Genomic DNA, 18,839 nt, shown 5'->3' with positions numbered 1-18,839 from the left:
AGTCCAGGGCATAGCGAGTCTCCTCTTCTATGCCAGTTATAACTGTTACCCATGTATCCGGTCTAAAGTGTTACCCATGTTTCCGGTTCATACCGTAGCGCCACCGGGCGAAATCCGCACTGATTAGAAGTTATAACCTACAACCAGGTAGCCACCCCAACCTGTTGATTTAGAAGTGAAGTCACCCTCACCCCAGTTCACGGTATCTCCACCTTTCCACTGGCCGCCATTATGGAAATAACGCGCGACTACGGAGTAGTGCCAGTGATCGTAGTTCAGAGCCAGAACGTGGCTGGACGCGATAGAGTTGCTGGTACGGTTCTTGTCATCACCCAGATCTGAGCCCCAGTCGAAGTTGGTGAAGCCGATATAGGTCAGTTGGCCACCCCAAACCTGAGTGATTGGCACAAAGTATTTCACTTTGAAACGGTAGCCATCCCACTCGTTTTCGTTAGAAGCGCCATAGTTCTGCCACTGATATTTAGCATACACGTTCAGCGAGAGGCCCATTGGCAGACCTGTATCGATGTCTGTACCAAGACCCATGTACCAGGTGCTCTGACGGCTGCCTTTGTTATCACCCATATCGTAGATATAGTTGTTCGCGAAGTACCACTCTTTGAACGGACCAAAGCTCAGGTCAGTGCCCGTCAGTTTATCGATAGAGAAACGCGGTTCGATTTCCATGAACAGCGGGGAACCGTCGGACCAGATACCTTTATCGTTACCGTTACCCCAGTCAAAGGTCTTAGGAATATCGATGTAGCCGTAGAAATCAAACCAGTCTTTTTTAGCAAACGCTTCGTATTCCAGATAAACGTCGTTGTTCAGCTTCGGAGAAAAGCGCGTATGGTAGCTGCCAACCACGTTAACGCTCTGGTGCCACCAGTCGGAGAGGTATTGTGGTTTATCGTTTTCCGCTGCGTTAACAGTGAAAGAGGAGGAGAGTGCCAGTACAGCGCCAGCTGCGAGTAATGTTTTTTTCATAATCATGCCACTGATTGAAATTCCCTTCCGGGAGTGAAAAATGCGCGATTTGCGTATCAAAATATTTCGTGTTTCTGCGGAGCCTATTATAGGAATCCTTGCTCACAAAAATATGTGTTGTTTCACATATCTCTCACATGCGTAATCGATTGCGTTCACGTTTGCGTACTTTAAACGGCCGGGATTGTAGCGGCAATCATTTATGTTGCCAATCCATACGAAATGTAAATGTTAGCGGAGTGACATTGCACTCCGCTAAAAGAGGGGTTACTGCGCGGCGGGCTGGATATCGTGAATGCGGATGAAACCTAACTGATCCGGAGTGAGTCCGTTAAGCTGCAGCGGAATGTCAACATCGCTTGGAGCCAGCACGCTGGCCGGTGCGGTGAACAGCTGACTGTTAATATTCACCTCCTGGTAGCTCTCAGTGGTGCCCTGGATCTGCCCCCATTCGACGGTGCCGCTGAAGGCTGGCAACGGATCGTTGGACTCGCCCTGAATGCGTAATGTTGCGCGAGTACCATTTGCATTCGCCGCCACGTTCACCAGTGACATTTTCAGCGTGCCAATCTGGCTATTGAGCCGCGCGGGCGTATTCGCTCCCGGCAGGAGATAAACCCCGCTGCTGGATTTGGCATTCAGCGCGTTTTGCTGGGTGATCTTCACCGTTTCTTTATTCAGTTTGTCCAGCGCCGTATTGAGCGTATTCACGCTCTGTTTCATCTGGCGGACTTCGGTTTGCTGTGCACAGGCGCTAAGGGTGAAGAGGCTCCCCACCAGCAAAATTTTCAGGTAACGTCTTGTCATTGCGTTTATTTCCTTGAAATAACGGATCGTCCTAATGGTAGCCATCATCATCGTGTCAGACATAGATCCTTTGTCTCAAAAAGCTCTTCCTTTGTTGTCAGGCCAGATCAGGGTAAAATGAAAATCAGTTAACCGGATAACAGGGATACCGTATGCATTGCCCATTCTGCTCCGCTGTGGATACCAAAGTCATCGACTCTCGTCTTGTGGGCGAAGGGTCATCCGTACGCCGTCGTCGGCAGTGTCTGGTGTGCAACGAGCGTTTCACGACCTTTGAGGTTGCAGAGCTGGTAATGCCGCGCGTGGTAAAAAGTAACGACGTGCGCGAGCCGTTTAACGAAGAGAAACTGCGCAGCGGGATGCTGAAGGCCCTCGAGAAACGTCCCGTCAGCGCGGACGACGTTGAGATGGCGTTAAACCACATAAAATCTTACCTTCGTGGTTTGGGCGAGCGTGAAGTGCCGAGCAAAATGATCGGCAACCTGGTGATGGAGCAGCTGAAAAAGCTCGATAAGGTCGCCTATATCCGCTTCGCCTCGGTCTACCGCAGCTTCGAAGACATCAAAGAGTTTGGCGAAGAGATCGCCCGCTTACAGGATTAAGCTCATGCAGGATGAGATTTACATGGCGCGAGCCATGAAGCTGGCGCAGCGCGGTCGTTTTACTACCCATCCCAACCCGAACGTCGGGTGCGTTATCGTTAAAGATGGCGAGATCGTGGGGGAGGGCTTTCACTATCGTGCCGGCGAGCCGCATGCCGAGGTTCATGCGCTGCGCATGGCCGGTGAGAAGGCGCGCGGTGCCACAGCCTACGTCACGCTGGAGCCCTGCAGCCATCACGGGCGCACGCCGCCGTGCTGCGAAGCGCTGATCGCGGCAGGCGTTTCACGCGTGGTCGCATCGATGCAGGACCCGAATCCGCAGGTGGCGGGACGCGGCCTGTATCGCCTGCAGCAGGAAGGCATTGACGTCAGCCATGGGCTGATGATGCAGGACGCGGAAGCGATCAACAAAGGCTTTCTGAAGCGCATGCGCACGGGGTTCCCGTATATTCAGCTCAAGCTGGGTGCCTCGCTGGACGGTCGTACGGCGATGGCAAACGGCGAAAGCCAGTGGGTAACCTCGCCGCAGGCAAGGCGCGATGTGCAACGTCTGCGCGCGCAAAGCCATGCTATCCTCACCAGCAGTGAAACCGTTCTGGCTGACGATCCGGCCATGACCGTGCGCTGGGACGAACTGAATGCCGATACCCAGGCGCTTTACCCGCAGGAGAACCTGCGTCAGCCGCTGCGTATTGTCATTGATAGCCACAACCGGGTGACGCCGGAGCACCGCATCGTCCAGCAGCCCGGTGAAACCTGGATTGCCCGCACTAAAGAAGATACGCGCGAATGGCCGGAAGGCGTGCGCAGCATGATGGTGCCGGAGCATAACGGTCATCTGGATCTGGTTGTGCTGATGATGCTGCTCGGCAAGCAGCAGGTGAACAGCATCTGGGTCGAAGCGGGGCCAACGCTCGCCGGCGCGCTCTTACAGGCCGGACTGGTGGATGAACTGATTGTTTACGTTGCGCCTAAACTGTTAGGTCACGACGCGCGCGGCCTGTTTGTGCTGACCGGCCTTGAAAAACTGGCCGACGCACCGCAACTCAAATTTAGCGAGATTCGTCCGGTAGGTCCGGATGTCTGCCTCCATTTAACGACAGCGTAATTGCTCCTGAAATAGGGAAGCAGTGCGCAAAGTATTATGATAAAATCCGCCCCCCTGCGGGGCCAAATGAACCCGTAAAGGAAGAGTATGAACATTATTGAAGCTGCTGTAGCTACCCCGGACGCTCGCGTCGCCATCACCATTGCGCGTTTCAACAACTTCATCAACGACAGCCTGCTGGAAGGTGCGATTGACGCCCTGAAACGCATCGGCCAGGTTAAAGATGACAACATTACCGTTGTTTGGGTTCCAGGCGCTTACGAACTGCCACTGGCGGCGGGCGCGCTGGCGAAAACCGGTAAATACGACGCGGTGATTGCGCTGGGTACCGTTATTCGTGGCGGCACTGCGCACTTCGAATACGTTGCGGGCGGTGCAAGCAACGGTCTGGCACACGTTGCGCAGGATGCTGAAATTCCTGTCGCGTTCGGCGTGCTGACCACCGAAAGTATTGAACAAGCCATCGAACGTGCTGGCACCAAAGCCGGTAACAAAGGTGCAGAAGCTGCACTGACCGCGCTTGAAATGATCAATGTATTGAAAGCCATCAAGGCCTGATTTTTTTGTAAGGGGAATTCCGTGAAACCTGCTGCTCGTCGCCGCGCCCGTGAATGTGCCGTCCAGGCACTTTACTCCTGGCAGTTGTCCCAGAACGACATCGCTGATGTTGAATACCAGTTCCTGTCAGAACAGGACGTGAAAGACGTTGACGTTCTGTACTTCCGTGAACTGCTGTCGGGAGTGGCGACTAATAGCGCGTATCTCGATGGTCTGATGAAGCCTTACCTGTCCCGTCTGCTCGAAGAGCTGGGCCAGGTAGAAAAAGCAGTGTTGCGTATCGCGCTGTTTGAGCTGTCTAAACGTGATGATGTGCCGTACAAAGTGGCCATCAACGAAGCGATCGAACTGGCGAAAACCTTCGGCGCTGAAGATAGCCACAAGTTTGTAAACGGCGTACTTGATAAAGCAGCACCTGCGATCCGTCCCCACAAAAAGTGATCCGCAAACCGGAGTCCTGCATTGCCTGACGGGCAGTGCGGCTCCGGTTTTTTCTTTTATTTGCTGAGGCATAACGTATGGCATGCGGCGAATTCTCCCTGATTGCCCGTTATTTCGACCGTGTCAGAACCTCTCGTCTTGATGTTGAAACCGGCATTGGCGATGACTGTGCACTTCTCAATATTCCCGAAAAACAGACGCTGGCAATCAGCACCGACACCCTGGTGTGCGGACGTCATTTCTTACCGGATATCGATCCTGCCGATCTGGCGTATAAAGCGCTGGCGGTTAACGTCAGCGATCTGGCGGCGATGGGTGCCGATCCCGCGTGGCTGACGCTGGCCCTGACTCTGCCAGAGGTGGACGAAGCCTGGCTGGAAGCCTTTAGCGACGCGCTGTTTGAACAGCTGAATTATTACGATATGCAGCTGATTGGCGGTGATACTACTGCCGGGCCGCTGTCGATGACGCTGGCGATCCACGGCTACGTGCCGCTTGGCCGCGCGCTGAAGCGCTCAGGCGCAAAACCCGGCGACTGGATCTACGTGACCGGTACGCCGGGCGACAGCGCGGCTGGGCTGGCGATCCTTCAGGACCGTTTAACGGTTGAAGATGCTGACGATGCGGCGTATCTGGTGAAACGCCACCTGAGGCCAACGCCGCGTATTTTGCACGGCCAGGCGCTGCGCGAGCGGGCAAGCTCGGCTATCGATCTCTCTGACGGTCTCATCTCCGATCTCGGCCATATCCTGAAGGCCAGCGGCGTGGGTGCGCGCGTTGACCTGGATCTCTTCCCGCTGTCTGAGCAGCTGCTTCGCCATGTTGAACCTGAGCAGGCCCTGCGTTGGGCGCTCTCCGGCGGTGAAGACTACGAACTGTGCTTCACGGTGCCTGAGCTCAACCGTGGAACGCTAGACGTGGCGTTAGCGCATCTCGGCGCGAAATTTACCTGCATCGGTCAGATTATGCCGGAGAGCGAAGGGCTGAAGTTTGTGAAAGACGGTGTGCCCGTTACGCTGGACTGGAAAGGGTACGATCACTTCGCGTGAGTTTGTGCGCTCTGTATTGCCGGGTGGCGGCTTCGCCTTACCCGGCCTACGTGGGTAGGGCTTACTTGAACCCCACTACCGGATGCTGCTGATACGGCGTCTCCAGCTCGGCAACCTGCTCCGGCGTCAGCGTGATATCTACCGCATTCAGCAGCTCATCCAGCTGTTCTTCCCGCGACGTTCCAATAATCGGCGACGCGACCCCGCGCTTGCCCAGCAGCCACGCCAGCGCTACCTGGGCGCGGGTGGCACCGGTATCGTCGGCAATTCCGGCTAAGCGTTCGGCAATCAACGCATCGCTGGCTTCTGTACCGGAATAAAGATTTTTTCCCACTTCATCCGATACCAGGCGAGCCGTGGTTTCCCCCCACGGGCGGGTCAGGCGGCCGCGCGCCAGCGGGCTCCACGGGATCACCGCCACACCCTCCTGATGGCACAGCGGCAGCATCTCGCGCTCTTCTTCACGATAGATCAGATTGTAGTGATCCTGCATGGTGACAAAGCGCGCCCAGCCGTGCTGCGCCTGGAGATCCAGCGCCTGGGCAAACTGCGACGCGTGCATAGACGACGCGCCGATGTAGCGTGCTTTACCGGCTTTGACCACGTCGTTCAGCGCTTCAAGCGTCTCCTCGACTGGCGTGTTGTAATCCCAGCGGTGAATCTGCAGCAGGTCGACGTAATCCATGTTCAGGCGTCTGAGGCTGTCATCAATGGAGCGCATGATCTGCGCGCGCGAAAGGCCCTCAGCCAGGTCGCCCACCGGATAGTAGACCTTGGTGGCGACGACGATGTCATCACGACGGGCAAAATCGCGCAGGGCGCGGCCGACAATCTCTTCGCTGCTGCCGTCGGAGTAGCTGTTGGCGGTGTCAAAGAAGTTAATGCCGCCCTCGATGGCGCGTTTGATGATTGGACGACTGCTCTCTTCCGGCAGCGTCCAGGCGTGATTACCCCGGTCGGGCTCGCCAAAGGTCATGCATCCCAGACAAAGTCGGGAAACCTTAAGGTCCGTTTTTCCTAATGTTGTGTATTGCACGGTTCCGCTCCTGCTGTTTAAACACCAGGTTTAAGCATAGCAGGAGCGGAAAGGGGGGAAGGGGTCAGTCCAGCCAGGCGCGGATTTTGGCTTCGATACCGGCGGCGTCCAGGCCAATAGCCGCACGGGCTTCATCCTGGGTACCCTGAGGAATGAAATGATCCGGCAGGCCGAGGTTCAGCACCGGCACGGCTTTACGATTTGCCATCAGTACCTCGTTCACGCCGCTGCCCGCGCCGCCCATGATGGCGTTTTCTTCCAGCGTGACCAGCACGTCATGCGTCTCAGCCATACTCAGGATCAGAGCGTCGTCGAGCGGCTTCACAAAGCGCATGTCCACCAGGGTGGCATTCAGCGCTTCAGCCGCTTTCGCCGCCTCTGGCATCAGCGTGCCGAAGTTGAGGATCGCCACTTTTTCACCGCGACGCTTCACCAGACCTTTACCGATCGGCAGTTTTTCCAGCGGCTGGAGCTCAACGCCTACCGCATTGCCGCGCGGGTAGCGAACGGCGCTTGGGCCATCCTGATAGTGGTAGCCGGTAAACAGCATCTGACGACATTCGTTCTCGTCGCTTGGCGTCATGACAACCATATCCGGAATACAGCGCAGGAACGACAGGTCAAACGCGCCCTGGTGCGTCTGGCCGTCGGCACCGACGATGCCTGCACGATCGATAGCAAACAGTACAGGCAGCTTCTGAATCGCCACGTCGTGGATCACCTGATCGTAGGCGCGCTGCAGGAAGGTGGAATAGATAGCGACAACCGGCTTGTAGCCGCCAATTGCCAGGCCCGCTGCAAACGTCACCGCATGCTGCTCGGCAATGGCAACGTCAAAATACTGGTCAGGGTATTTTCTGGAGAAATCCACCATGCCGGAGCCTTCACGCATGGCAGGCGTCACCGCCATCAGCTTGTTGTCTTTCGCTGCGGTTTCGCACAGCCAGTCGCCGAAGATTTTTGAATAGCTCGGCATGCCGCCGCTGCTTTTTGGCAGACAGCCGCTGGACGGGTCAAATTTCGGTACCGCGTGGAAGGTGATCGGATCTTTTTCCGCCGGTTCGTAGCCACGCCCTTTTTTGGTCATGATGTGCAGGAACTGCGGGCCTTTCAGGTCGCGCATGTTCTTGAGCGTGGTCACCAGACCCAGCACGTCATGGCCGTCAACCGGGCCAATATAGTTAAAGCCCAGCTCTTCAAACAGGGTGCCCGGCACGACCATGCCTTTGATGTGTTCTTCGGTACGCTTGAGCAGCTCTTTAATCGGCGGTACGCCGGAGAAGACTTTCTTGCCGCCTTCACGCAGTGAGGAGTAAAGCTTGCCGGAGAGCAGCTGGGCCAGATGGTTGTTCAGCGCGCCGACGTTCTCGGAGATCGACATTTCGTTATCGTTAAGGATAACCAGCATGTCCGGCTTGATATCGCCCGCGTGGTTCATGGCTTCGAAGGCCATCCCTGCGGTGATGGCACCGTCGCCAATCACGCAGACGGTGCGGCGCTGCTTGTTCTCTTTTTCGGCGGCAACGGCAATACCGATGCCCGCTGAAATGGAGGTAGAGGAGTGGCCGACGCTCAGCACGTCGTACTCGCTCTCACCGCGCCACGGGAACGGGTGCAGGCCGCCTTTCTGGCGAATGGTGCCAATTTTATCGCGACGTCCGGTCAGAATTTTGTGCGGATAAGCCTGGTGGCCCACGTCCCAGATGAGCTGATCGAACGGCGTGTTATAGACGTAATGCAGCGCCACGGTCAGCTCAACCGTGCCAAGCCCGGAGGCGAAATGGCCGCTGGAGCGGCTAACGCTGTCGAGCAGGTAGCGACGCAGCTCGTCGCACAGCTTCGGCAGGCTCTCTTTCGGCAGCAGACGTAACTCCTGGGTGGAGTCAACTAACGCCAGTGTCGGGTATTTGGCAATATCAAAACTCATCAAAGGCTCATCGAGATATATAGTTTATTTATCACGCTGGATTATATAGTCCGCTAGCGCTTCCAGTGCCGAGGTATCCAGCGATTGCGCGGCCAGTTCATTTAGCGACTGGCGGGCATCGTCAATCAGATCCCGGGCTTTACGTTGGGCTTGCTCAAGGCCCAGCAGGGCGGGGTAGGTACTTTTGCCAAGCTGCTGGTCCGCACCCTGACGTTTACCCAATGTTGCAGTATCGCCCACCACATCCAGAATGTCATCCTGAACCTGGAACGCAAGACCGATACTTTCTGCGTATCTGTCCAGAATCGGCAGGGCTTTGCGCCCTTGTTCACCCGCGCTCAGCGCGCCCAGGCGAACCGCTGAACGAATCAACGCCCCGGTTTTATGGCGGTGAATACGCTCCAGCTGTTCCAGATTAACCTGACGTCCTTCCGCTTCAAGATCCAGCGCCTGTCCGCCGCACATGCCGGCCACGCCGCTGGCCATGGCCAGCTCGGAGATCATCGCCAGGCGGTCGCGGTCGGCCACCTCCGCCATCGGCGCGTCGCTCAGAATCGAGAACGCCAGCGTTTGCAGGGCATCACCCGCCAGAATGGCATTCGCCTCGCCAAACTTGATATGGCAGGTGGGTTGACCCCGACGCAAATCGTCGTCGTCCATGGCAGGGAGATCGTCGTGGATCAGCGAGTAGGCATGGATGCACTCCACGGCGGCTGCCGGGGCGTCCAGCGTGTTATCGCTGATACCAAACATATTGCCCGTGGCGTACACCAGGAACGGGCGCAGGCGCTTTCCACCCAAGAGTGCGCCATAGTGCATGGCTTCAACCAGTGGAGTGTTCTGAAAAGGTTGTGGCGCAATAAAACGGCGCAGGGCGTCGTTGGCGCGTACGACACGCGCCTGAAGCTCGTTGGAAAAATCCATTTACTCGGCGTCCGGTGTAAAAGGCGTGGTTTTCGCGTCTTCGCTGTCGGAAAGCAGGATCTGCACGCGCTGCTCGGCCTGCTGCAGTTTGACCTGCCCCTGGCGCGCCAGCTGCACGCCACGCTCGAATTCGTTGAGCGCCTCTTCCAGCGGGAGATCGCCGCTCTCAAGACGGGTAACGATTTGCTCCAGTTCATTCAGCGCAGTTTCGAAACTGGCCGGTGCGTCGTTCTTCTTCGGCATAGTGAATTGACTCTTATATTCTCAGCCCCGACATGGTAACGGACTCAGGGCAATTATCAAATAACGCGCAATGTGCACAGGAGCGGCGCGATGGTGGTATACTTGCGCGCCTGGATGCAGCCACGGGTGTGGGCTGCTGTACTCTTTCCATTACAAGCCTTAATACGCTTGCCTAAGAAACATTGCCGCCATGAAGTTTATCATTAAATTGTTCCCTGAAATCACCATCAAAAGCCAATCTGTGCGTTTGCGCTTTATTAAAATTCTCACCGGGAACATTCGTAACGTATTAAAGCACTACGACGAAACCCTCGCCGTGGTGCGCCACTGGGACCACGTTGAGGTCCGTGCGAAAGACGAAAACAAACGTCAGGATATTCGCGACGCGCTGACCCGTATACCGGGGATCCACCATATCCTGGAAGTGGAAGATGTTCCGTTCAGCGATATGCACGACATCTTCGAGAAAGCGCTGGTCCAGTACCGCGATCAGATCGAAGGCAAAACCTTCTGCGTGCGCGTGAAGCGTCGCGGCAAGCACGAGTTCAGCTCCATTGAAGTGGAACGTTACGTTGGAGGCGGTTTGAACCAGCACGTTGAAACGGCGCGCGTACGTCTGACCAACCCGGACGTGACCGTCAATCTGGAGATCGAAAACGATCGCCTGCTGCTGGTGAAAGGTCGCTATGAAGGTATCGGCGGCTTCCCTATTGGTACCCAGGAAGACGTATTGTCCCTGATCTCCGGAGGCTTCGACTCCGGCGTCTCCAGCTATATGCTGATGCGCCGCGGCTGCCGTGTGCACTACTGCTTCTTCAACCTGGGCGGCGCGGCGCATGAAATCGGCGTTCGTCAGGTGGCGCATTACCTGTGGAACCGCTTCGGCAGCTCCCACCGCGTGCGTTTTGTGGCGATCAACTTCGAACCTGTGGTCGGCGAAATCCTTGAGAAAGTAGACGACGGCCAGATGGGCGTGGTGCTGAAGCGCATGATGGTGCGCGCGGCGTCCAAAGTGGCGGAACGCTACGGCGTGCAGGCGCTGGTCACCGGCGAAGCGCTGGGCCAGGTCTCCAGCCAGACGCTGACCAACCTGCGTCTGATCGACAACGTGTCTGATACGCTGATCCTGCGTCCGCTGATCTCCCACGACAAAGAGCACATCATCGATCTGGCGCGTGAAATCGGCACCGAAGATTTTGCCCGCACCATGCCGGAATACTGCGGCGTGATCTCAAAAAGCCCAACGGTGAAAGCGGTGAAGGCGAAGATCGAAGCGGAAGAAGAGAACTTCGATTTTGCCATTCTGGACAAAGTGGTGGAGGAAGCCTCCAACATTGATATCCGTGAGATTGCCCAGCAGACCGAGCAGGAAGTCGTTGAAGTTGAAACCGTCAGCGGTTTTGGTGCCAGCGATGTGATTGTGGATATTCGTTCGATTGATGAGCAGGATGCCAGCCCGCTGAACGTCGAAGGCGTTGAGGTGGTTTCTCTGCCGTTCTACAAGCTGAGCACGAAATTTGGCGATCTCGACAAGAGCAAAACCTATCTGCTGTGGTGCGAGCGCGGGGTGATGAGCCGCCTGCAGGCGCTGTATCTGCGCGAGCAGGGCTTTGCGAATGTGAAGGTGTATCGCCCGTAGTTTCTAGCCGGGGAGTGCGGCCTGATGCCCTCACCCCGGCCCTCTCCCACAGGGAGAGGGAGAACACCTATTCGTAATAATTATAAATCCCCGCCGGCATCACCAGCGACGATGCCACTTCGTACGCCTTCTCGCGCCCGACCAGCAGGTCAATAATCTTTAAGCCAAAATCGATCGCGGTGCCGGGCCCCTGGCTGGTCAGCAGGTTGACGCGCGGGTCCCAGACGACGCGTTTATCCACCCAATGCTCTTCCGGGATCGTATCCTTAAGCCCCGGGAAGCCGGTCATGTTGCCGATGGGGAAGATATCGTGCGGAATCAGAACCGTTCCGGCGGCGGCACAGATTGCCGCGACGATGCGGCCGGATAAATGAAACTGACGCACGGTCTCGACCAGCAGCGGGCTGTCGCGAAAACATTCCGCGCCTTTCAAGCCGCCGGGCAGCACGATGATGTCGTAATCTCCATCAGCCACCTGAACAAGGGGGGCATCCGCGAGGATTTTCACCCCGCGCGAGCAGGTGATTGCCAGACTGCCGTCGCTGGCGACGCTGGCGGTGGTAACCTTAATGCCGCCGCGCACCATCAAATCAATGGTGGTGACCGCTTCCATCTCTTCGCTACCAGGGGCGAGGCAGATCAGGGCTGACGCGCTCATATTCACTCTCCTTACGTTTAACCAGGTCATACAGACGGGCGTTTTCCGGCACGGCGATGCCGTGCGCGCGGGCGCGTTTTAGCAGATAGCCAGTGATGTAGTCGATCTCCGTGTGGCGTAATGCCCGAACATCCTGCAGCATCGAGGAGATGTTTTCTGCCGTGCTCTCAATGACCTGCTCGACGTAGCAGTGCAAATCGTCTGCCGAGGTATGCAGGCCTTCCCGCTCAACGACCGCCGCGACTTCCGCGCACAAAATCGCAACGTCCTGCGGATGATTTTTCAGCTCCCCGTTCGGGCAGTCCCACAGCGCCGTCAGCGGATTGATCACGCAGTTCACCGCAAGCTTACGCCACAGTTGAGGGCGAATGTTGTTGTGCCAGGCCACGTCCGGCAGCACCTTTTGAAGCACATCGGCCAGATAGCTATAGTCGCCATCCTGCGTTCTGGCCGGGCCGATATGCGTTACGCCGCTGGCGACATGCACGATGATGTTGCCGTCGCGACGTGCAGCGTGCGTGGTTGTCGCCATCAGCAGGGGCTGCGGGACGCTTTTCAGCTCATCAAGGGTCCCCATGCCGTTATGCAGCAGCAGTATGGGCGAAGTGGGGGGGAGCTGCGCGGCCAGCGTTTTTACCGCGTCTGAGACCTGCCACGCTTTGAGCGTCACCAGTAAAAGGTCGCTTTGCGCCAGGAAGTCAGGATCGTTCGCGGTGAGGGATTCGTTAAAGATGCTTCCGTCTTCACCAATCAGGTTTACACTGCAATAGGGCTGGGGCACGCGCAGCCAGCCCTGAACCTCATGTCCGTGCTTGCACAGCGCGGTCAGCCACAGCTGACCAAGCGCTCCGCATCCGAGCACCGTAATTTTCATTGTTCCTCCTCACCTGCAACTGCGCCAGGTGTTACAGCTTAATTATACAGCTAAGCTTCTGTTGAGTTATGCCTCGTAGCGGGTATTATGCAACGCAACAAAAGTGAAGGGAGAAGAAAAGATGCCATCTTTCGATATTGTTTCCGAAGTTGATATCCAGGAAGTTCGCAACGGCGTTGAGAACGCAACCCGCGAAGTTGAGTCACGTTTCGATTTTCGTGGCGTTGAGGCGTCGTTTGAGCTGAACGACGCAAATAAGACCATTAAGGTGCTGAGCGAGTCTGATTTCCAGGTGAATCAGCTGCTCGACATTCTGCGCGCCAAGCTGTTAAAGCGCGGCATTGAAGGGACGTCTCTGGACGTGCCGGAAGAGTTTGTGCACAGCGGTAAGAACTGGTTTGTTGAAGCCAAGCTTAAGCAGGGCATTGAGAGCGCGGTGCAGAAGAAGATCGTTAAGCTCATTAAAGACAGCAAGCTGAAGGTGCAGGCGCAGATCCAGGGCGAAGAGATTCGCGTGACGGGTAAATCCCGTGACGACCTGCAGGGCGTGATGGCGCTGATCCGCGGCGGCGATCTGGGACAGCCGTTCCAGTTTAAAAACTTCCGCGATTAATATAAAAAAGCCCGGTATAACCGGGCTTTTTTTTACGCTTTGAGCGCCTGCTCGACTTCGAAGCGGTTGGTCATTTTACTGTCTATTTTGACGTAAGCGCTGCGCTCTTCCGGGACGATGAGCACATCCGTCACGCCCTCTTTGGCTTCCAGACGCTGTTTCAGCGCATCGCTAATCTCCACATCATCCGGAATTTCTACGCGCAGGCTGCTCACGTAGCGCGGCTCTTTCATGGTGCTGGCGACCAGCAGCCAGACTGTCGCCAATAGCGCACCGGCGAGAAACACGGTTTGTGAATCAAACAGGCCGTCCACCCAGCCGCCGAGCGAGCCGCCGATCGCCACGCCGAGAAACTGGCTGGTGGAGTAGATACCCATCGCCGTACCTTTATACCCGGCGGGGGACTCTTTGCTGATCAGCGACGGGAGCAGCGCTTCCATCAGGTTAAAGGCCAGGAAGAACAGCTGTACGCCGGCAATCAGCTCCCAGAAGTGCGGACCGGCACCCCAGAGCACAATTTCGGCAATCAGCAGCAACGCCACGCAGCCCACGAAGACGCGCTTCATTTTGCGCTTCACTTCGGCGTAGATGATGAACGGCACGACGGAGACAAACGAAATCAGCATCGTGACCAGATAGATTTTCCAGTGCTCAGCCGCCGGGAAACCCGCCGCGGCAAGCTGGCCGGGCAGGGCGACAAAGGTCGACATCAGCAGGATGTGCAGGCACATAATGCCAAAATTCAGCTTCAGCAGGCGCGGCTCGACAATCACTTTGCTGAAGCAGCCTTTTACCATCCCCGATTCACGGTTCAGAACGTGGTTTTTGCTGTCCGGCACGACCCACAGGGTTAAGGCAATACCGATGGTCGCCAGCACGGCAATCATCCAGAACAGGGCGTGCAGACCCAACGTGTGGGTAATGATGGGGCCCAGCACCATCGCAATCGCAAACGTCACGCCAAAGCTCACGCCGATGAACGCCATCGCTTTGGTGCGGTTTTGCTCGCGGGTTAAGTCTGACAGCAGCGCCATCACCGCGGCGGCAATCGCGCCGGAGCCCTGCAGGGCGCGGCCGAGAATAATCCCCCAGATGGAGTGGGAGAGGGCGGCGATAATGCTTCCGAGCACAAAGACCAGCAGCCCGCCGACGATCAGCGGCTTTCGACCTACCCGGTCAGAGAGCAGGCCAAACGGGATCTGGAATACCGCCTGCGCCAGGCCGTAGATGCCGATCGCGAGCCCAATCAGCGCCTCGCTGGCCCCCTGCAGCGCCATACCGTACGTGGTCAGAACAGGCAGGACCATAAACATGCCAAGCATCCGTAGCGAGAAGACAGTCCCTAAGCCCCAGGTCGCGCGTAGCTCGCCTGGCGTCATTTTATAATCGTTCATTACCACCTCAGTTCAAAAGCAGGCCATAGTGTAGTGCGGGGAAGGGGCGGGGTAAATAAAGGGTTATTTAACAAATATTACATGCATTATTAATAAATTCAGTGAATAAAAAAGGGTGCCGAAGCACCCCTTTATTCACCTGTTTTGGCTTACCAGACGTAAGTCAGCAGGTTGTGTGAATCTGGCACCATGAAGTCCACGGACATCATCACGGACAGCGAGGTGATGGCCACAATCGAGAACACAAACAGTTTGCGCGCCCAGACTTTGTCATCTTCCACTTTGTAACCGCGCAGCGCCATACCGAGCCACCAGACGCTCACCGCAGCGGCTACCGCCAGATATTTGTATCCGGCGTAACCACCCAGAGAGAGCATCAGCGTTGCTACAGCAAAGGCGATGATGTACAGCGTGATGTGGTTCTTGGCAACCGAAATGCCTTTCACGACCGGCAGAACCGGGATGTTCGCTGCCTGATAATCCTTAAAGCGGAAAATCGCGATGGCATAGGAGTGCGGCATCTGCCACAGGCTAAAGATAGCCAGCAGGATCAGCGCACCGCTGTCGAACTCGTTCGTGACCGCGCAGTAGCCAATCACCGGCGGCGCAGCGCCGGAGAGAGAACCAATCAGCGTGCCGTAGACGGAGTGGCGTTTCATATACAGGCTGTAGACGCCCACATACACCACGAACCCCATCACCCCCAGCCAGCAGGCCAGCGGGTTAGCACCAAACCACAGCAGCATAAAGCCAGCAATACCCAGCAAGGTGGCGTACACCAGCGAGACGGAAGGGGCGATCAGGCCTTTCACCAGCACCCGATTTTTGGTCCTTTCCATCTTCTTGTCGATATCCATGTCGATGTAGTTGTTAAATACACAACCGGACGCAACAACCAGTGACACACCGACCAGCGTGTAGATAAAGAGGGTGTAATCGATGCTGCCCTTAGAGGCCAGCAGGAACCCTCCGATCACGGAGATCAGGTTGCCAAAGATGATGCCTGGTTTCGTTACTTGCAGGTATTGCTTAAACATACTCGCCGCTCTTAGTGAACCATCATGTTGTAGTTGAGGTTCCACATAATCCAGATGGAACCGACTACCAGGATAGCGATGATAATCACGGTAAAGATAAAGGCGGTCATATTCCAGCCTTCATCGGACTTGGTGTTCATGTGCAGGAAGCAAACCAGATGCACCAGAATCTGAATCACCGCGGTCACCAGGATTGCACCCAGAATAACCGGTTTAGACGCAGAACCGCTCATCACCATCCAGAACGGGATCACCGTCAGGATGATCGACAGGATGAAACCTGTCATGTAGGTTTTTACGCTACCGTGGGAAGCGCCATGATCGTTTGAATGACTCATTACATCGCCCCCATCAGATATACAACAGAGAACACACAGATCCACACCACGTCCAGGAAGTGCCAGAACAGGCTCAGGCACATGATACGGGTACGGTTAGTACTGGTCAGGCCGCGACGGGATACCTGGAACATCAGTACCGCCATCCAGATCAGACCAGAGGTAACGTGCAGACCGTGGGTACCGACCAGCGCGAAGAACGCGGACAGGAAGCCACTGCGATCCGGACCGAAACCTTCCAGAATCAGGTGATGGAATTCATAGATTTCCATCCCGATAAATCCAGCACCAAACAGCCAGGTCAACGCCAGCCAGGAAACAACCTGGCTCTTGTTGTTTTTGTACATGGCGATAGCCGCCATGCCGTAGGTGATGGAGCTGAATAACAGCAGTGCGGTTTCAACCAGAACGAACGGCAGTTCAAAGATGTCCTTGCCAGCCGGGCCGCCCGCCGTGCCGTTCACCAGAACGGCATAGGTCGCGAACAGACAGCAGAACAGAATGCAGTCGCTCATCAGGTAGATCCAGAAACCGAAGACTTTGGTCGGTCCTGTATCGTGGTGCGCATGTTCATGCGCGTGGGCAGTTGAGTGCGCCAGAGTATCAGTTGCCATTTTTCAGCCCCGCTTTAGAAATCTCGTCGAAATGCTGATTTTCCAGCTTCTCAACTTCACGGACTGGTACGTAGTAGTCCACGTCCTCGTCAAAGCTCTTCACAATCCAGCTGATTACGATGCCGGCGAAGCCAACAATCGCCATCCACCAGATGTGCCAGATCATTGCGAAACCAAATACCGTTGCGAAGGCGGCAATAACAATGCCCGCACCGCTGTTTTTCGGCATGTGGATCTCTTCGTAATGAGCAGGTTGCTTGTACGCTTCACCTTTCTCTTTCATTTCCCAGAATGCGTCGCGTTCATGAACCTGCGGCACGATGGCAAAGTTATAGAAAGGAGGTGGAGAAGAGGTTGCCCACTCCAGCGTACGGCCACCCCATGGGTCACCGGTCAGGTCACGGTTCTGGTCGCGGTCGCGAATAGACACGTAGAACTGAATCAGCTGAGACGCGATACCACAGGCAATCAGCACGGCGCCGCCCGCTGCAACCATCAGCATTGGGTGGAACTGCGGATCGATCTGCTGGCTCAGACGACGGGTCATACCCATGAAGCCCAGCACGTACAGCGGCATAAATGCGACGAAGAAGCCGATGATCCAGAACCAGAACGCGCGTTTACCCCATTTTTCGTTCAGCGTGAAGCCGAACGCTTTTGGCCACCAGTAGGTTACGCCAGCGAAGCAGCCGAAGACCACGCCACCGATGATAACGTTATGGAAGTGCGCAATCAGGAACAGACTGTTGTGCAGAACGAAGTCAGCACCTGGTACCGCCAGCAGTACGCCGGTCATCCCACCTACGGAGAAGGTCACGATGAAGCCGATGGTCCACAGCATCGCTGAGTGGAACACGATACGGCCCTGATACATGGTGAACAGCCAGTTGAAGATCTTCACCCCGGTAGGGATGGCGATAATCATAGTGGTGATACCGAAGAAGGCGTTTACGTTTGCACCCGCACCCATGGTGAAGAAGTGGTGCAGCCAAACGATGAACGACAGAACGGTAATACACACGGTTGCCCACACCAGAGAGGTGTAACCAAACAGACGTTTACGCGAGAAGGTAGCCGCGATTTCGGAGAACACACCGAACACAGGCAGAACCAGAATGTACACTTCCGGGTGACCCCAGGCCCAAATCAGGTTGATGTACATCATCATGTTGCCACCCATATCATTCGTGAAGAAATGGGTGCCCAGGTAGCGGTCCAGGGTCAGCAGCGCGACGGTGACGGTCAGAATTGGGAAGGAGGCAATAATCAGGATGTTGGCGCACAGAGATGCCCAGGTAAATACCGGCATCTTGAACATGGTCATGCCAGGGGCACGCATCTTGATAATGGTCACGAAGAAGTTGATACCGGTCAGGGTAGTACCGACACCGGAGAGCTGAAGCGCCCAAATCCAGTAGTCGACGCCAACGCCCGGACTGTACTCAATTCCTGACAGCGGCGGGTAAGCCAGCCAGCCGGTCTGCGCGAATTCGCCCACACCCAGTGACAGGTTAACCAGGATAACGCCGACAACCGTGAACCAGAAGCTCAGGTTGTTCAGGAACGGGAACGCCACGTCGCGCGCGCCGATTTGCAGCGGAACGACAACGTTCATCAGACCGATAACCAGCGGCATCGCCACGAAGAAGATCATGATAACGCCGTGGGCGGTAAAGATCTGATCGTAGTGGTGCGGCGGCAGGAAGCCAGCCTCACCCGCAGAAGCGAGAGCCTGCTGGCTACGCATCATGATCGCATCCGCAAAGCCACGAATTAACATGACGATACCGACGATGCAGTACATGATACCGAGTTTTTTGTGGTCAACCGAAGTCAGCCACTCGTTCCACAGGTAGCTCCACTTACCGAAGTAAGTGATCAGGGCCAGTAAGGCCGCGCCACCAATGATAATTGCAGCCACCGTAATCACGATAATCGGTTCGTGATACGGCACTGCATCCAGTGTCAATTTTCCGAACATTTTCTTCCT

Annotated in this window: 20 protein-coding genes; 7 read left to right on the top strand and 13 right to left on the bottom strand. The window is 56.0% G+C overall.

From position 1 onward, the window contains the following. Positions 1-123: 123 nt before the first annotated feature. Positions 124-987: a nucleoside-specific channel-forming protein Tsx gene (locus tag KIF87_RS11810; protein WP_024906806.1), complete on the bottom strand. Its 864-nt coding sequence runs from the start codon at positions 985-987 to the stop codon at positions 124-126. A gap of 267 nt (positions 988-1,254) precedes the next feature. Then, complete coding sequence (locus KIF87_RS11805) at positions 1,255-1,794, bottom strand: SadB/YajI family lipoprotein (RefSeq protein ID WP_213328828.1); 540 nt, start codon at positions 1,792-1,794, stop codon at positions 1,255-1,257. A gap of 152 nt (positions 1,795-1,946) precedes the next feature. Here KIF87_RS11805 and nrdR point away from each other — a divergent pair, with 152 nt between their 5' ends. From nrdR to thiL, 5 genes are all read left to right on the top strand, one after another. Beyond that, positions 1,947-2,396: a transcriptional regulator NrdR gene (gene nrdR / locus KIF87_RS11800; RefSeq protein ID WP_008503337.1), complete on the top strand. Its 450-nt coding sequence runs from the start codon at positions 1,947-1,949 to the stop codon at positions 2,394-2,396. 4 nt (positions 2,397-2,400) lie between these two features. Then, on the top strand, positions 2,401-3,504 hold the full coding sequence (ribD, locus tag KIF87_RS11795) for a bifunctional diaminohydroxyphosphoribosylaminopyrimidine deaminase/5-amino-6-(5-phosphoribosylamino)uracil reductase RibD (RefSeq protein ID WP_213328827.1): 1,104 nt from the start codon (positions 2,401-2,403) through the stop codon (positions 3,502-3,504). A gap of 87 nt (positions 3,505-3,591) precedes the next feature. After that, positions 3,592-4,062: a 6,7-dimethyl-8-ribityllumazine synthase gene (gene ribH, locus KIF87_RS11790; protein ID WP_006176874.1), complete on the top strand. Its 471-nt coding sequence runs from the start codon at positions 3,592-3,594 to the stop codon at positions 4,060-4,062. Between the two features lie 21 nt (positions 4,063-4,083). After that, on the top strand, positions 4,084-4,503 hold the full coding sequence (nusB, locus tag KIF87_RS11785) for a transcription antitermination factor NusB (protein WP_006809908.1): 420 nt from the start codon (positions 4,084-4,086) through the stop codon (positions 4,501-4,503). 77 nt (positions 4,504-4,580) lie between these two features. Then, positions 4,581-5,552, top strand: a complete 972-nt coding sequence (gene thiL / locus KIF87_RS11780) for a thiamine-phosphate kinase (RefSeq protein ID WP_213328826.1) — start codon at positions 4,581-4,583, stop codon at positions 5,550-5,552. A gap of 61 nt (positions 5,553-5,613) precedes the next feature. Here thiL and KIF87_RS11775 read toward each other — a convergent pair whose 3' ends face one another. The 4 genes from KIF87_RS11775 to xseB form a co-directional block, all read right to left on the bottom strand. After that, positions 5,614-6,588 (bottom strand): aldo/keto reductase, encoded by a 975-nt coding sequence (locus tag KIF87_RS11775; protein WP_213328825.1) that lies wholly within the window; start codon positions 6,586-6,588, stop codon positions 5,614-5,616. Positions 6,589-6,652: 64 nt separating this feature from the next. Beyond that, the gene (gene dxs / locus KIF87_RS11770) at positions 6,653-8,515 is read right to left on the bottom strand and encodes a 1-deoxy-D-xylulose-5-phosphate synthase (protein WP_213328824.1); all 1,863 of its coding nucleotides are present in this window, start codon (positions 8,513-8,515) and stop codon (positions 6,653-6,655) included. A gap of 24 nt (positions 8,516-8,539) precedes the next feature. Next, the gene (gene ispA / locus KIF87_RS11765; protein ID WP_048978946.1) at positions 8,540-9,439 is read right to left on the bottom strand and encodes a (2E,6E)-farnesyl diphosphate synthase; all 900 of its coding nucleotides are present in this window, start codon (positions 9,437-9,439) and stop codon (positions 8,540-8,542) included. Then, positions 9,440-9,682: an exodeoxyribonuclease VII small subunit gene (gene xseB / locus KIF87_RS11760; RefSeq protein ID WP_045328337.1), complete on the bottom strand. Its 243-nt coding sequence runs from the start codon at positions 9,680-9,682 to the stop codon at positions 9,440-9,442. A gap of 190 nt (positions 9,683-9,872) precedes the next feature. Here xseB and thiI point away from each other — a divergent pair, with 190 nt between their 5' ends. Beyond that, positions 9,873-11,321 carry a tRNA uracil 4-sulfurtransferase ThiI gene (gene thiI / locus KIF87_RS11755; protein WP_032642000.1) on the top strand — a complete coding sequence of 483 codons (1,449 nt, stop codon included), beginning with the start codon at positions 9,873-9,875 and terminating at the stop codon, positions 11,319-11,321. Positions 11,322-11,388: 67 nt separating this feature from the next. On the opposite strand, the gene yajL is transcribed toward thiI, so the two are convergent. Together yajL and panE are read right to left on the bottom strand one after the other, a co-directional pair. After that, positions 11,389-11,979 carry a protein deglycase YajL gene (yajL, locus tag KIF87_RS11750; protein ID WP_116341621.1) on the bottom strand — a complete coding sequence of 197 codons (591 nt, stop codon included), beginning with the start codon at positions 11,977-11,979 and terminating at the stop codon, positions 11,389-11,391. Beyond that, positions 11,942-12,853 carry a 2-dehydropantoate 2-reductase gene (panE, locus tag KIF87_RS11745; RefSeq protein ID WP_213328823.1) on the bottom strand — a complete coding sequence of 304 codons (912 nt, stop codon included), beginning with the start codon at positions 12,851-12,853 and terminating at the stop codon, positions 11,942-11,944. Before panE ends, yajL begins: the two co-directional genes overlap by 38 nt. 121 nt (positions 12,854-12,974) lie before the next feature. Here panE and KIF87_RS11740 point away from each other — a divergent pair, with 121 nt between their 5' ends. Further along, positions 12,975-13,466: a YajQ family cyclic di-GMP-binding protein gene (locus KIF87_RS11740; protein ID WP_063144776.1), complete on the top strand. Its 492-nt coding sequence runs from the start codon at positions 12,975-12,977 to the stop codon at positions 13,464-13,466. 32 nt (positions 13,467-13,498) lie between these two features. On the opposite strand, the gene KIF87_RS11735 is transcribed toward KIF87_RS11740, so the two are convergent. From KIF87_RS11735 to cyoB, 5 genes are all read right to left on the bottom strand, one after another. Next, entirely contained in the window at positions 13,499-14,860 is a 1,362-nt protein-coding gene (locus KIF87_RS11735) for an MFS transporter (RefSeq protein ID WP_213328822.1), read from the bottom strand. A gap of 149 nt (positions 14,861-15,009) precedes the next feature. Next, positions 15,010-15,897, bottom strand: coding sequence for a heme o synthase (gene cyoE, locus KIF87_RS11730; protein ID WP_013095848.1), 888 nt, complete (start codon positions 15,895-15,897; stop codon positions 15,010-15,012). Between the two features lie 11 nt (positions 15,898-15,908). Next, positions 15,909-16,235, bottom strand: a complete 327-nt coding sequence (locus KIF87_RS11725; RefSeq protein WP_006176899.1) for a cytochrome o ubiquinol oxidase subunit IV — start codon at positions 16,233-16,235, stop codon at positions 15,909-15,911. Continuing rightward, entirely contained in the window at positions 16,235-16,849 is a 615-nt protein-coding gene (locus tag KIF87_RS11720; RefSeq protein ID WP_023334703.1) for a cytochrome o ubiquinol oxidase subunit III, read from the bottom strand. The genes KIF87_RS11725 and KIF87_RS11720 overlap by 1 nt, the downstream gene beginning before the upstream one ends. After that, positions 16,839-18,830, bottom strand: a complete 1,992-nt coding sequence (cyoB, locus tag KIF87_RS11715) for a cytochrome o ubiquinol oxidase subunit I (protein WP_063144774.1) — start codon at positions 18,828-18,830, stop codon at positions 16,839-16,841. The genes KIF87_RS11720 and cyoB overlap by 11 nt, the downstream gene beginning before the upstream one ends. Between the last annotated feature and the right edge of the window lie 9 nt (positions 18,831-18,839).

Origin of the sequence: Enterobacter sp. 120016, assembly GCF_018383635.1 — a bacterium.
GTDB lineage: Bacteria > Pseudomonadota > Gammaproteobacteria > Enterobacterales > Enterobacteriaceae > Enterobacter > Enterobacter asburiae_D.
The sequence above is the reverse complement of the archived record's forward strand: the minus strand, read 5'-3'. Positions and strand labels throughout refer to the sequence as shown.